Annotated in this window: 10 protein-coding genes, 3 tRNA genes and 1 pseudogene; 2 read left to right on the top strand and 12 right to left on the bottom strand. The window is 55.8% G+C overall.

Features of this window, described 5'->3' with window-relative positions; translation table 11 throughout:
• Positions 1-110: 110 nt before the first annotated feature.
• The 6 genes from clpX to AO242_RS18325 form a co-directional block, all read right to left on the bottom strand.
• On the bottom strand, positions 111-1,394 hold the full coding sequence (gene clpX / locus AO242_RS18350) for an ATP-dependent Clp protease ATP-binding subunit ClpX (protein ID WP_027897814.1): 1,284 nt from the start codon (positions 1,392-1,394) through the stop codon (positions 111-113).
• A gap of 110 nt (positions 1,395-1,504) precedes the next feature.
• On the bottom strand, positions 1,505-2,140 hold the full coding sequence (gene clpP, locus AO242_RS18345; RefSeq protein WP_027897813.1) for an ATP-dependent Clp endopeptidase proteolytic subunit ClpP: 636 nt from the start codon (positions 2,138-2,140) through the stop codon (positions 1,505-1,507).
• Positions 2,141-2,231: 91 nt separating this feature from the next.
• A complete protein-coding gene (tig, locus tag AO242_RS18340; protein ID WP_099269830.1) occupies positions 2,232-3,542 on the bottom strand; it encodes a trigger factor in 1,311 nt (436 codons plus the stop codon).
• 375 nt (positions 3,543-3,917) lie between these two features.
• Positions 3,918-4,002: transfer RNA gene (locus AO242_RS18335), tRNA-Leu, on the bottom strand.
• A gap of 55 nt (positions 4,003-4,057) precedes the next feature.
• Positions 4,058-4,133 (bottom strand) — tRNA-His (locus AO242_RS18330).
• Positions 4,134-4,185: 52 nt separating this feature from the next.
• A tRNA-Arg gene (locus AO242_RS18325) sits at positions 4,186-4,262 on the bottom strand.
• Positions 4,263-4,588: 326 nt separating this feature from the next.
• Between AO242_RS18325 and folD the strand changes: the two genes are divergently transcribed.
• Entirely contained in the window at positions 4,589-5,443 is an 855-nt protein-coding gene (folD, locus tag AO242_RS18320) for a bifunctional methylenetetrahydrofolate dehydrogenase/methenyltetrahydrofolate cyclohydrolase FolD (protein ID WP_099269829.1), read from the top strand.
• A gap of 62 nt (positions 5,444-5,505) precedes the next feature.
• Here the strand turns inward: folD and AO242_RS18315 are convergent, their stop codons facing one another.
• The 6 genes from AO242_RS18315 to AO242_RS18290 form a co-directional block, all read right to left on the bottom strand.
• A complete protein-coding gene (locus AO242_RS18315) occupies positions 5,506-7,278 on the bottom strand; it encodes an ABC transporter substrate-binding protein (protein WP_027898464.1) in 1,773 nt (590 codons plus the stop codon).
• Between the two features lie 84 nt (positions 7,279-7,362).
• Complete coding sequence (locus AO242_RS18310; RefSeq protein WP_027898463.1) at positions 7,363-7,635, bottom strand: DUF2160 domain-containing protein; 273 nt, start codon at positions 7,633-7,635, stop codon at positions 7,363-7,365.
• 12 nt (positions 7,636-7,647) lie between these two features.
• Positions 7,648-8,448 (bottom strand): carbohydrate ABC transporter permease, encoded by an 801-nt coding sequence (locus tag AO242_RS18305; protein WP_027898462.1) that lies wholly within the window; start codon positions 8,446-8,448, stop codon positions 7,648-7,650.
• Positions 8,449-8,458: 10 nt separating this feature from the next.
• A complete protein-coding gene (locus AO242_RS18300) occupies positions 8,459-9,328 on the bottom strand; it encodes a carbohydrate ABC transporter permease (RefSeq protein WP_027898461.1) in 870 nt (289 codons plus the stop codon).
• Positions 9,321-10,421 carry an ABC transporter ATP-binding protein gene (locus tag AO242_RS18295; protein ID WP_099269828.1) on the bottom strand — a complete coding sequence of 367 codons (1,101 nt, stop codon included), beginning with the start codon at positions 10,419-10,421 and terminating at the stop codon, positions 9,321-9,323. The genes AO242_RS18300 and AO242_RS18295 overlap by 8 nt, the downstream gene beginning before the upstream one ends.
• Positions 10,421-11,515, bottom strand: coding sequence for an ABC transporter ATP-binding protein (locus AO242_RS18290; RefSeq protein ID WP_099269827.1), 1,095 nt, complete (start codon positions 11,513-11,515; stop codon positions 10,421-10,423). The genes AO242_RS18295 and AO242_RS18290 overlap by 1 nt, the downstream gene beginning before the upstream one ends.
• A 1,229-nt stretch (positions 11,516-12,744) precedes the next feature.
• Here AO242_RS18290 and AO242_RS30215 point away from each other — a divergent pair.
• A pseudogene (locus tag AO242_RS30215) lies at positions 12,745-13,653 on the top strand (sigma-54-dependent Fis family transcriptional regulator); the annotation flags it as partial.
• Between the last annotated feature and the right edge of the window lie 65 nt (positions 13,654-13,718).

The following is a 13,718-nucleotide window of genomic DNA, read 5'->3' as shown; positions in this document are numbered from 1 at the left end:
CAAGATGGGGGTAGACACCTGAAAAAACAAGCCTTTAAGCAGGAAATGCAAAAAGGGGCCCGAAGGCCCCTCTCTATTTGTGCAGCATTTTATTCATGCAGCAGTATCACTCACGCGTCGGGCGCAACCTTGGCAGGTGGCTCGCTGTTTTCGTAGATCAACAGCGGCTTGGACGTGCCTTCAATTACGCTTTCGTCGATCACCACTTTGCTCACATCAGTCTGCGATGGAATCTCGTACATGGTGTCGAGCAGAACGCCTTCGAGGATGGAGCGCAGGCCACGTGCGCCTGTCTTGCGCTCAAGCGCACGACGAGCGACGGACTTCAGAGCGTCGGTACGGAACTCGAGGTCCACACCTTCCATCTCGAACAGCTTGGCGTACTGCTTGGTCAGCGCGTTCTTCGGCTCGGTCAGAATCTGCATCAGCGCAGCTTCGTCCAACTCGTCCAGCGTTGCCAGAACCGGCAGACGACCCACGAATTCCGGAATCAAACCGAACTTGACCAGATCGTCAGGCTCGACTTCACGCAGGGATTCGCCAACCTTCTTGCCTTCTTCCTTGCTGCGTACTTCTGCGTTGAAACCGATACCGCCTTTGGTGGAGCGGTTTTGAATAACCTTTTCCAGACCAGAGAACGCACCACCACAGATGAACAAGATGTTACGGGTATCAACCTGAAGGAATTCCTGCTGCGGATGCTTGCGACCACCTTGAGGCGGAACGGAAGCGACCGTGCCTTCGATCAGCTTGAGAAGGGCCTGCTGCACGCCTTCACCGGAAACGTCCCGGGTGATCGACGGGTTATCAGACTTGCGCGAGATCTTGTCGATCTCGTCGATGTAGACAATACCCATCTGGGCCTTTTCTACATCGTAGTCGCACTTCTGCAACAGCTTCTGAATGATGTTCTCCACATCCTCACCTACATAACCCGCCTCGGTGAGGGTGGTTGCGTCGGCGATGGTGAATGGAACGTTCAGCAAGCGGGCCAGTGTTTCGGCAAGCAGGGTCTTACCCGAGCCTGTCGGGCCGATCAGCAGAATGTTGCTTTTGCCGAGCTCGACGTCGTCATTCTTTTTGTCACGCTGATTCAGGCGCTTGTAGTGGTTGTACACCGCTACGGCCAGAACCTTTTTCGCACGCTCTTGACCGATTACATACTGATCAAGGATGCCGCTGATTTCTTTAGGCGAAGGCAATTTATGCGCGCTGCTCTCGGCCTGGGCTTCCTGCACCTCCTCGCGGATGATGTCATTGCACAGGTCGACGCACTCGTCGCAGATAAAGACCGAGGGGCCGGCAATCAACTTACGTACTTCATGCTGGCTTTTGCCACAGAAGGAGCAATAGAGCAGCTTGCCGTTGTCCTCGCCGTTGCGGGTGTCAGTCATTCGTTCGATCCAAATCCGATAGGCTTGCAACACAAGATGAAGGCTATTGCGGGCTTTTTCAAGCCCGCAAGTGATCAGAACAGCCGACCAGCCTTATTTGAGGTGCTTAATTAAGCGGGACGCTGACTGATGACTTCGTCGATCAAGCCGTACTCACGAGCAGCCTCTGCACTCATGAAGTTATCGCGGTTGGTGTCACGCTCGATCTCTTCCAGAGTGTGCCCGCTGTGCTTGGCCATCAGCGTGTTGAGACGCTCACGAATGAAAAGGATTTCCTTGGCGTGGATTTCGATATCCGAAGCCTGGCCCTGGAAACCGCCCAATGGCTGGTGAATCATCACGCGGGAGTTCGGCAGGCAGAAACGCTTGCCCGGAGCACCTGCGGTCAACAGGAATGCGCCCATGCTGCACGCCTGACCGATACAGGTAGTCGATACGTTCGGCTTGATGAACTGCATGGTGTCGTAGATCGACATGCCAGCCGTCACCGAACCGCCCGGTGAGTTGATGTAAAGATGGATATCCTTGTCCGGGTTTTCCGCTTCAAGGAACAGCAGTTGCGCGCAGATCAGGTTGGCCATGTAGTCTTCTACCGGGCCTACCAGAAAGATCACTCGCTCCTTGAGAAGGCGCGAATAGATGTCATAGGCGCGTTCGCCACGGGCGGACTGCTCGATAACCATCGGGACCAGGCCGCCGGCGGCCTGGATGTCAGAGTGCTGCTGAATATAAGAATTGCGGGACATGTCTCGCATTCACTCCCAAATAGTCATTTCTTGAATACGCACAAGCCAGCGCGAAGGCTGGCTTGTAGGTGTTTTCTAACGAAAAAACAGATCAGTCAGCTTGTGGTGCTTCCACCGGCTTGACTGCTTCTTCGTAGGAGACCGACTTCTCGGTCACGCTAGCTTTCTGCAAAACAGTATCCACAACTTGCTCTTCAAGCACAACCGAACGTACTTCGTTCATTTGCTGCTCGTTCTTGTAGTACCAGGCCACGACCTGCTCAGGCTCCTGGTAAGCAGAAGCCATTTCCTGAATCATCTCGCGAACGCGGGTGTCATCAGGCTTGAGGTCGAACTGCTTGACCACTTCAGCAACGATCAGACCCAGCTCAACGCGACGCTTGGCTTGCTCTTCGAACAGCTCGGCCGGCAGTTGATCAGGCTTGATGTTGCCACCGAACTGCTGAACAGCCTGAACGCGCATACGGTTCACTTCGTTTTCCAGCAAGGCTTTTGGCACTTCGATCGGGTTGGCGGCCAGCAAGCCGTCCATTACCTGATTCTTGACCTTGGACTTGATGGCCTGACGCAGCTCGCGCTCCATGTTCTTGCGAACTTCGGTGCGGAAGCCGTCGATGCCGGTTTCCTTGATACCGAACTGCTTGAAGAACTCTTCGTTCAGCTCAGGCAGCTTAGGCTCGGAAACAGTGTTGACAGTAACGGTGAACTCGGCAGCTTTACCTGCCAGCTCAAGGTTCTGATAGTCTTCCGGGAAGGTAAGGTTCAGAACACGCTCTTCGCCAGCCTTGGCGCCAACCAGGCCGTCTTCGAAGCCAGGGATCATGCGGCCGGAACCCAGTACCAACTGGGTGCCAGTGGCGGAGCCGCCAGCGAATACTTCGCCGTCAACCTTGCCAACAAAATCGATGTTCAGCTGGTCTTCGTTCTGGGCAGCACGATCAGCCACTTCAAAACGAACGTTCTGCTTGCGCAGGATTTCCAGCATGTTGTCCAGATCGGCATCAGCCACGTCTGCAGACAGACGCTCAACGGCGATGGAATCGAAACCGGCAACGGTGAATTCCGGGAACACTTCGAAAGTAGCGATGTATTCCAGGTCTTTGCCTTTCTCAAAGGTCTTTGGCTCTACAGCAGGTGCGCCAGCCGGGTTCAGCTTTTGCTCAACCACAGCTTCATAGAAAGTAGCCTGGATCAAATCACCCAGTGCTTCCTGACGCGCGCCGTCTTCATAACGCTGACGGATCACGCTCATAGGCACTTTGCCTGGACGGAAGCCAGGGATCTTGGCTTTACGTGCGGTCTGCTGCAGACGCTTGTTGACTTCAGTCTCGATGCGTTCGGCAGGCACGCCAATGGTCATGCGGCGCTCAAGAGCGGAAGTATTTTCAACAGAAACTTGCATGGATATTCCTCGTTGCACAGACGTTAGCCGGCGTTTCCGACCCCAGAATCAAGGGCATGCATTCTAGTGGGTCAAACTCAAGAAGTCACCCTACTGAAAAAGGGCGCATATAAAGGAAGGAATCAGACGATCAGCGACAGGTAACCGCAGCCACTCTCGACCGACCGAAACGCGTCTGGCACGGCCTTGCACAAGGCGTCACGCACCCGGCCTCAGCGTCGATTCCATTCCGCGAAGCACACCCCGCACGACCGACGGCAGCCAGGCTGGCCGGTCAGCGAGACGAAAAACAATAATCCTGAAACAAAAAAAGCCGCACTAGGCGGCTTTTTTTCAAACGTCACGACCGCATAGCAGCTGTGACGCGTTTAATCCTGGTGCGGACGGAGAGACTCGAACTCTCACACCTTGCGGCGCTGGAACCTAAATCCAGTGTGTCTACCAATTCCACCACATCCGCGTACAAGCTTTTAAAGCAAAGGCGCCAGATTATAAGTCTGGCGCCTTTCTAAATATGGGGTGGACGAAGGGGATCGAACCCTCGACAACGGGAGTCACAATCCCGTGCTCTACCAACTGAGCTACGCCCACCATATTGCATGTAACCGTGACATCTTACTTGCACTTGCCAAAGCTGCCTTAATGGCGCACCCGGCAGGACTCGAACCTGCGACCATCCGCTTAGAAGGCGGATGCTCTATCCAGCTGAGCTACGGGCACTTATATAATCTGTACTCTTTAACGATTACAAATTAAAAGGCTTTTTAATCACACTGAGCTAAGTAACCGCTCCGCCTGATTCAACACCGAACCTCATCTAAACATCGACTTGGTTATGAGTGCCAGCTTAACCAGTGCTGGGTTGTACCCGGCAAGTGCGACGAATCTTATAGACGACCCTAAAGGTCGTCAACTCTTTTTTAGAAAAAAATTCAGTTAGATAAAGGAGTTAGGAGAATATGCAGACCAAGCGCCTTTGCCCACGCGCGATGACATGCGAGAATGCGCGCTCTTTTCCGATCCCTCTCGATGGTTAATCACGCGTAATGACTGCAAAACTAATCGACGGCAAAGCGATCGCAGCCAACCTGCGTCAGCAGATCGCCAAACGGGTCGCCGAACGTCGCGAGCAAGGCCTGCGTACACCCGGCCTCGCAGTGATTCTGGTGGGCAGCGACCCCGCTTCCCAGGTCTATGTCTCGCACAAGCGTAAAGACTGCGAAGAAGTCGGCTTTGTCTCTCAGGCCTACGACCTGCCCGCCCAGACGTCACAAGCAGAACTGACCGGCCTGATCGATCGCCTCAATGACGACGCGAACATCGACGGCGTACTGCTGCAATTGCCACTGCCCGAACATCTGGATGCTTCCCTGTTGCTGGAGCGCATTCGCCCGGACAAAGACGTGGATGGCTTCCATCCTTATAACGTCGGTCGTCTGGCACAGCGCATTCCGCTACTGCGCCCCTGCACACCTAAAGGCATCATGACCCTGCTGGAAAGCACCGGTATTGATTTGTATGGCCTGGACGCCGTGGTTGTGGGCGCCTCCAACATCGTCGGTCGCCCGATGGCCATGGAGCTGTTGCTGGCCGGTTGCACCGTGACCGTGACCCACCGCTTCACCAAGGACCTGGCGGGCCACGTTGGCCGGGCCGATCTGGTGGTGGTGGCGGCTGGCAAGCCAGGGCTGGTCAAAGGCGAGTGGATCAAGGAAGGCGCTATCGTGATCGACGTTGGCATCAATCGTCAGGACGACGGCAAGCTGGTTGGCGATGTGGTTTATGAAACCGCCCTGCCCCGCGCTGGCTGGATCACGCCGGTACCGGGGGGCGTAGGCCCGATGACTCGCGCCTGCCTGCTTGAAAACACCCTGTACGCAGCGGAAACCCTGCACGGTTGATGCGCCGCGTCATGCAATAAAAAACGGCACCCAAGGGTGCCGTTTTTCATTCCTCGACAACCTTACTTCTTGGCCGCTTCCCAGCTTTTCAACAAGTCTGAATAGGCAATGGTTTCGCCCTTCGGTTTCTCATTGGCCAGCTTGCGTTGTGGGGCCAGGAACTTGCCACCACTCTGCTCGGCTTTGGTGTACCACTCTTCTGCAGAGGTTTCCGGATTCATTTTAGGCGCGCACTTGCTGGCCTCCTGAACCTTGGAGCGCTCGATACGCGTCATGATCGCATCCTGATCCTTGGCCAGACCGTCCAGTGCCTGCTGTGCGGTTTTCTCACCGGTCACAGCCTCTGCAACGTGGCTCCACCACAACTGAGCAAGTTTCGGATAATCCGGCACGTTGGTCCCGGTAGGCGACCATTGCACGCGGGCCGGGCTGCGGTAGAACTCTACGAGACCACCGAGTTTGGGTGCCAGTGCGGTCATTTCCTTGGAATTGATGTCCGACTCACGAATCGGCGTCAGGCCCACGATAGTTTTCTTCAGGGAAACGCTTTTCGACGTCACGAACTGCGCGTAGAGCCAGGCGGCCAGACGTTTTTTCTCGTCAGACGATTTGAGGAAGGTCCAGGAACCCACGTCCTGATAACCCAGCTTCATGCCTTCTTTCCAGTACGGGCCTTTCGGTGAAGGCGCCATACGCCATTTCGGCGTGCCATCGGCGTTCATGACTGGCAGACCCGCCTTGGTCATGTCAGCCGTGAAAGCGGTGTACCAGAATATTTGCTGAGCAACGTTGCCCTGGGAAGGTACCGGCCCGGATTCGGAGAACGTCATGCCTGCGGCTTCAGGCGGTGCGTAGGCTTTCAGCCAATCGATGTATTTCTGGGTTGCAAACACAGCTGCTGGCCCGTTGGTGTCGCCGCCGCGGGTAATGCTGGAACCCACCGGATGGCAGTCTTCTACGCGAATACCCCACTCGTCCACCGGCAAACCATTAGGCAGCCCCTTGTCTCCACTGCCCGCCATGGAGAACCAGGCATCGGTGAAGCGCCAGCCCAGTGATGGGTCTTTCTTGCCGTAGTCCATGTGGCCGTAGACTTTCTTGCCGTCGATTTCCTTGACGTCTTCGCTAAAGAACTTGGCAATGTCTTCATACGCCGACCAGTTGACCGGCACGCCCAGCTCGTAGCCGTACTTGGCCTTGAATTTCGCTTTCAGGTCTGCGCGGTCAAACCAGTCAGCGCGGAACCAGTAAAGGTTGGCGAATTGCTGATCGGGCAATTGATAGAGCTTGCCGTCCGGTGCTGTAGTGAACGAAGTACCGATGAAATCCTTCAGATCCAGCGTTGGAGACGTGACCTTGCTGCCTTCCGGACTGGCCATCAGATCGGTCAGGGACATCGCCTTGCCGTAACGGAAATGGGTACCGATCAGGTCGGAGTCATTCACCCAGCCGTCGTAAATGCTCTTGTCCGATTGCATGGCGGTCTGCAGCTTTTCAATCACATCACCTTCCTGCAGCAAGTCATGGGTGACCTTGATGCCGGTGATTTCGGTGAACGCCTTGGCCAGGGTTTTAGATTCGTACTCGTGGGTGGTCAAGGTTTCGGAAACCACCTTGATGTCCATGCCGCGAAACGGCTCGGCAGCCTTGATGAACCACTCCAGTTCTTTCAATTGTTCGGCATCGGACAGCGTGCTCGGCTTGAACTCGCTGGCCGCCCACTTCTTGGCCGCATCTTCATACTGATCGGCCCATGCCGAAACGCTCAATCCGCTGAGCATCACCATTGTCGCCAGCGTCACGCTATGTCGCAGCTTGTTTTTCTTATTGAACATAGACACCTCCAGTGTTGTTTCTTATGTAGTCCCGCTTCGAATACCACTTGGCGGATCAGCCAGGCATTTGCGCCCATCCGCTCTCTAACCCCACCGCATTACTACCAGGAGCCACACCAGAGAAATCCCTGAAGCAACCCAGATACTCCAGTCAGTCGCGCCGATCACCAGCAGATGCAGATAAGCGCTACCCAACAGCCCGATGAACAGTCGGTCGCCACGGGTGGTGGCAATCGGCAGAAAACCACGACGCTCAAGACTGGCCGAGCGCAATTCCCACACCGTCATCCCTGCCAGCAGCAACGCAATGCTGCCAAAGAAGATCGCGGTGGGCAGTGTCCAGGACATCCACTCCATTTTTTCGACTCCTCAGACCCGACCAAGAGCAAAGCCCTTGACCACGTGGTTACGAACGAACCAGATCACCAGCATGCCCGGCAGGATGGTCAACACCCCCGCCGCCGCCAGGACACCCCAATCAATCCCCGAAGCCGATACCGTACGCGTCATCACCGCCGCAATCGGCTTGGCGTTGACCGACGTCAGGGTGCGAGCCAGCAGCAGCTCAACCCAGGAGAACATGAAGCAGAAGAACGCCGTCACACCGATACCCGAGCCAATCAGCGGCACAAATATCTTGGCGAAAAACTTGGGAAAGCTATACCCGTCGATGTAGGCGGTTTCGTCGATCTCCTTGGGCACACCGGACATGAAGCCCTCCAGAATCCACACCGCCAATGGCACGTTGAACAGGCAATGAGCCAGCGCGACGGCAATGTGGGTATCGAACAGGCCGATGGACGAATACAACTGGAAGAACGGCAGCAGGAAAACCGCAGGCGGTGCCATGCGATTGGTCAGCAGCCAGAAGAACAGGTGCTTGTCGCCCAGAAAACGATAGCGGGAAAACGCATAAGCGGCGGGCAAGGCGACACTTAGCGAGATCACGGTATTGAGGCAAACGTAGTACAGAGAATTAATGTAGCCGCTGTACCAGCTTTCGTCGGTGAAAATCACTTTGTAGTTGGCCAGGGTGAAATCCTGCGGCCACAGGGTCAGGCCGCCGAGGATTTCAGTGTTGGTCTTGAACGACATGTTCACCAGCCAGTAGATCGGCACCAGCAGAAACAGCAGGTAAATCCACAGCGGTATGATTTTGCGCAGATTCATGTCCGCCTCCTCAGTTCTTTTCGCTATGGGTCATGGCGGTGTAGAACACCCACGACACCAGCAGGATGATCAGGAAATACACCAGCGAGAATGCCGCTGCAGGGCCCAGGTCGAATTGGCCCAGCGCCATGGTCGTCAGGGTCTGACTGAGGAAGGTGGTGGAGTTGCCCGGCCCGCCGCCGGTCAGCACGAAGGGCTCGGTATAGATCATGAAGCTGTCCATGAAGCGCAGCATCACGGCGATCAGCAACACACTTTTCATCTTCGGCAACTGGATATGTCGGAACACCGCCCAACTGGAGGCCCGATCAATGCGTGCTGCCTGGTAGTAAACATCCGGGATCGCCCGCAAGCCGGAATAGCAAAGCAGCGCAACCAGCGATGTCCAGTGCCAGACATCAATGATCAACACCGTCACCCAGGCGTCCGATGCGTTGGCCGCATAGTTGTAATTGATGCCCAGAACGTTGTTGAGCGTATAGCCCAGCAAACCAATATCGCCACGCCCAAAAATCTGCCAGATGGTGCCGACGACGTTAAATGGAATCAGCAGCGGAATGGTCATGACGATCAGGCAGACCGTGGACCAGCGCCCCTTACTCGGCATGCACAGCGCAATAGCTATCCCCAACGGAATCTCGATCAGCAGCACACACGCGGAATAGATGAACTGACGCAGTAACGAGTCATGCAGACGCGGGTCCTGCAGGACCTGCCTGAACCAGTCGGTGCCGACAAAGTAACGGCTGGACTGATCGAAGATGTCCTGCACCGAATAATTGACTACGGTCATCATCGGGATAATGGCGCTGAACGCCACCAACAGGAAAACCGGCAATACCAACCACCACGCCTTGTTGTTCTGAACCTTATTATTCATGGCCTGACTCCAGCAAGTACTCGTCCGCATAGACCATCAGCCACTGGCTTGGGAAGCTGATCCAGGCCTGGCCCACGGGTACCGGTTTGTCTTCCTGCAGCCGCACTTTCAAGGCTTGCCCGGCGAGGCGCAGGGTCAAAATCTTGTAAGTGCCAAGGTCTTCAACATGACTGACCTCAGCGCATAACGCATCGTCCACCGGTCCGTCCCAGACATGCACAAACTCGGGCCGGATGCCGACTTTCAGGCTGGTCCATTTTTTCTCGGCGATGAGCTGCTGCATGGATTCGGACAGCGGCAGATGAGCATCACCAAAGCCCACACCGCCGGCTTGCGGGGTGACTTCAATGAGATTCATCCCCGGGCTACCGATGAAATAACCAACGAATGTGTGGCGTGGTTTTTCGAACAGTTCTCGTGGCGTACCGAACTGGACAATCGCACCGCCATACATGACTGCGATCTTGTCAGCGAAGGTCGAAGCTTCGAGCTGATCATGGGTGACGTAAACCATGGTGATGTTGAATTGCTCGTGGATCTGCTTGAGCTTGCGCCGCAGCTTCCACTTCAAATGCGGGTCGATCACCGTAAGTGGTTCGTCGAACAGAATCGCCGACACGTCATCACGCACCAGACCACGACCCATGGAGACTTTCTGCTTTTCGTCAGCGGTGAGGTTGCGGGCCTTTTTCTTCAGTAAAGGCTGCAGGTCCAGCACATCGGCAATTTCATGAACCTTGGTTTGAATCCTCTTCTCGTCCATGCCCTGATTGCGCAAGGGAAAGGCGAGATTGTCGTACACCGTCATGGTGTCGTAGACCACCGGAAACTGGAAAACCTGAGCGATGTTGCGCTGCTCCGGCGACAAGTCGTTGACCACTTTGGAGTCAAACATCACCTGGCCTTCGGAAGGGCTGAGCAGCCCGGAAATGACGTTCAGCAAAGTCGATTTACCACACCCGGAAGGCCCCAGTAGCGCGTACGCCCCGCCCTGCTCCCAGATATGGCTCATCTCACGAATCGCATAATCCTCTGGCCCGTTCGGATGTTTGCTATAGCTGTGAGCGAGGTTTTGCAGTCGAATCTCGGCCATCAGGCAACCCTCGCCATACGCAAGCCGGGTGCCTGAATCAGGCGACCCTGCTCATCGAACACAAACAATTTATGGGTCGGAATGTACACCCGAATCGACGCATCAACGTCGTAGGCATGTACCCCCGGCAAGTGCAGCACCAGCGGGAAATGCTCGTTACGCACATGCAGAAACGTCTCAGAGCCGCTGATTTCCGCCAGCTCTACCGTCACTGCCAGCTCAAGATCATCATCATTGGATGGCACCAGACTCAGGTGGCTGGGGCGAACGCCAAAGCGGTACTCGCCATCGCCGATCTTGCGCAGATCAACGTTGAGGGGGAAATGGACGAAATTGGCAAAGCTGACTTCACTGCCCTGAATACGACCAGGCATCAAATTGATCGGCGGCTCGGAGAACAGTTCTGCTGCCAGAACGGTTTGCGGCTGGTGGTAAACCTCCGGCGTCCGGCCACTCTGAATCACCCGGCCTTCATGCAGCACCGTGGTCGTGCCGCCCAGGGCCAAGGCTTCATTGGGTTCAGTGGTGGCGTAGATAGCGATGGTGTGGCGTGCTTCGAACAGCTCGCGCATTTCCTGACGCAGCTCTTCGCGCAGCTTGTAGTCGAGGTTGACCAGCGGCTCATCGAACAGAATCAGGTCGGCATCCTTGACCAGCGCCCGGGCCATGGCAGTGCGCTGCTGCTGACCACCGGACAGCTCCAGTGGATAGCGGGTCAGAAACTTCTCGATGCGCAGCATCTTCGCGGTTTCCAGCACTTTGCTCTGGATCACGTCAGCGGCGACACCGGCCTGACGCAATGGCGAGGCAATGTTCTCGAAAACGGTCATGCTCGGGTAATTGATGAACTGCTGATACACCATCGACACATTGCGATGGCGAACGGCCGTCCGCGTGACGTCCTTGCCGTTCATCAGGATGCGACCCCGATCAGGCTTGTCCAGCCCGGCCATCAGCCGCATCAGACTGGTCTTGCCGGACAGTGTACGGCCCAGCAAGACATTAAAAGAACCGGGTTCGAAACTCAACGATGCGTCGTCGATCCAGGTTTGGCCGTCGACCACACGGCTGACGTGCTCCAGCGTTAGAGACATGGCTTGCCCTTTTTTGTCAGTTCTTATTCAGGGTGTGCGCGAATTCTTGTCAGGAGATAGCGACAATCGTGCCAAACCGGGCATTGCTGCGCACAGGCCCGAGATAGAGCCTCGGCCCGATATAACGGGCCTTACGAGCGTTCAGTGCTGAACAAAAGTGAACAATAAAAACTGAACACCTGAACAAACTGAACATTGACTTTGAACAATCCTGAGCGACACTGGACGCACGCACGGGATTGGACGCCCGTGCCAGATCAATAAGAAAAATAAAAATACATGCAGGATCCACCATGGCCATACACCGTGCATCCGTTGCTCATGACGCCATCATCCGAGACTCATGGTCCCGCTGTAGGGACTTTGGTCTGAGTCATCAGTCCAGACCCTCTTTCGGCCAGTTGCCGACGGATCAGGTATCGCAGTTACTGGAGCGCCATCAGGCGCTGGTGCACACCACCCACCAGGAAGTCCTGCCGTTTTACGAAAACATCCTCAGTAATTCCAACTGCCTGATCATGCTGGCCGATAATCGTGGTCAGTTGCTCAAGTCGTGGGGCACCCAGCGTTTTGTCGAACCCTCCCACGCGCATGGTTTCATGGCAGGCGCCAGCTGGATCGAAAGCGCCACGGGAACCAATGCCATTGGCACTGCGCTCGTCTGCGAACAGGCCGTACATATCGAGCACAACGAACACTTTCTCAAAGCCAACCGTTTCATGACCGGCTCGGCGGCACCGATTTACGATGCGGCGCGACGATTGGTTGCGGTACTGGATGTTTCCAGCGATAGCTTCCTGCCGCCTTCCCACACGCTGGGCATGGTGAAAATGATGAGTCAGTCGGTGGAGAACCGACTGATCCTCGACCAGTTTCAGGACAGCCACTTCCAGCTGACCTTCAACACCGGACTGAACAACCTCGACAGCCAGTGGGCAGGCTTGCTGATATTTGATGAAAGCGGGCGGATCATCAGCGCGAACCGTCGCGCCGACAATTTGTTGGGGGTCAGCCTGATGCGGACCAGTATCGAGGCGCTGTTCAATAACCCGACGGCTTTTCTGCTCAATCAACCTGAAGGCCTGCCCTTCTCGCTACTGGCCTCGGGCAACAACCGATTTCATGGCGTATTGAGACGGCCCAAACGTAATCCGCTAAACATTCACGCTTTTCAGCCCGCACCGAAACCGGTATCGCACGACGGCGTCCCTCTGTCGGCGGTCAGCCTTGGAGATGCAAGAGTCGACAAAGCCGTGCGCCAGGCCGAACGGCTGCTTGAGAAAAACATTGCCCTGTTGATTCATGGCGAAACCGGTGTGGGTAAAGAGGTGTTCGTCAAAGCGCTGCACAACGCCAGCTCCCGATCCACCAAGCCATTGATCGCGGTCAACTGTGCAGCCATTCCGGCCGAACTGGTGGAGTCAGAGCTGTTTGGCTATGAAAAAGGCGCATTCACCGGCGCGCACCATAAAGGCAGCATCGGTCTGATTCGCAAGGCGGACAAGGGCACGCTTTTCCTCGACGAAATCGGCGACATGCCGCTGCCGGTTCAGGCTCGTCTGTTACGGGTTTTGCAGGAGCGTTGCGTGCAGCCGTTAGGCAGCAGCGAATTGCATGCGGTGGATGTGCGACTGATATCCGCGACGAACCGCAATTTGCGCGACGAAGTATTGGCCGGGCGCTTTCGTCAGGATTTGTATTACCGGATCAGCGGGCTGAATCTGGAGCTGCCGCCGCTGCGTGAGCGTACTGACAAGGCGGCACTGGTTCAGCGGCTCTGGGACCAGCATCGCGAAGTGCAGCAGACTCGAGGCTTCGAACCGAAAGTGCTGGAGTTGTTTGATCGCCACCCGTGGCCGGGCAACTTGCGCCAGCTCAGCAATGTGATTCAGGTGGCGTTGGCGCTGGCGGACGATGAGGTCATCGGTACGGAGCATCTTCCGGATGATTTCTTCGCGGATCTGGAGATGGACTTACAGGGTATGCAGCCGGTCCTCAGCGATAAAGCACAGCTGAGCGAGGTAGAGAATCTGGATGAGCTGTTGCGGGCGGCGGGCGGTAATATTTCCCAACTGGCCAAGCGCCTGGGGGTAAGCCGGAATACGCTTTATAAGCGGTTACGGGAACAGCAGGGTTGAGCCTCCCCCGACAGAAAGATGCGATCCTTGTTGGAGCGAGGCTTGCCCGCGAAGAACGATAGCGC

The sequence above is a fragment of the Pseudomonas sp. ICMP 561 genome (genome assembly GCF_002699985.1).
Classification (GTDB): Bacteria; Pseudomonadota; Gammaproteobacteria; order Pseudomonadales; family Pseudomonadaceae; genus Aquipseudomonas; species Aquipseudomonas quasicaspiana.
Note: the sequence above shows the minus strand (reverse complement) of the source record. Positions and strands in the feature narration are given on the sequence as shown.

Coding starts and splice junctions, on each gene's coding strand:
- clpX (WP_027897814.1), bottom strand. CDS start 1,394: ATGACTGACACCCGCAACGGCGAGGACAACGGCAAGCTGCTCTATTGC.
- clpP (WP_027897813.1), bottom strand. CDS start 2,140: ATGTCCCGCAATTCTTATATTCAGCAGCACTCTGACATCCAGGCCGCC.
- tig (WP_099269830.1), bottom strand. CDS start 3,542: ATGCAAGTTTCTGTTGAAAATACTTCCGCTCTTGAGCGCCGCATGACC.
- folD (WP_099269829.1), top strand. CDS start 4,589: ATGACTGCAAAACTAATCGACGGCAAAGCGATCGCAGCCAACCTGCGT.
- AO242_RS18315 (WP_027898464.1), bottom strand. CDS start 7,278: ATGTTCAATAAGAAAAACAAGCTGCGACATAGCGTGACGCTGGCGACA.
- AO242_RS18310 (WP_027898463.1), bottom strand. CDS start 7,635: ATGGAGTGGATGTCCTGGACACTGCCCACCGCGATCTTCTTTGGCAGC.
- AO242_RS18305 (WP_027898462.1), bottom strand. CDS start 8,448: ATGAATCTGCGCAAAATCATACCGCTGTGGATTTACCTGCTGTTTCTG.
- AO242_RS18300 (WP_027898461.1), bottom strand. CDS start 9,328: ATGAATAATAAGGTTCAGAACAACAAGGCGTGGTGGTTGGTATTGCCG.
- AO242_RS18295 (WP_099269828.1), bottom strand. CDS start 10,421: ATGGCCGAGATTCGACTGCAAAACCTCGCTCACAGCTATAGCAAACAT.
- AO242_RS18290 (WP_099269827.1), bottom strand. CDS start 11,515: ATGTCTCTAACGCTGGAGCACGTCAGCCGTGTGGTCGACGGCCAAACC.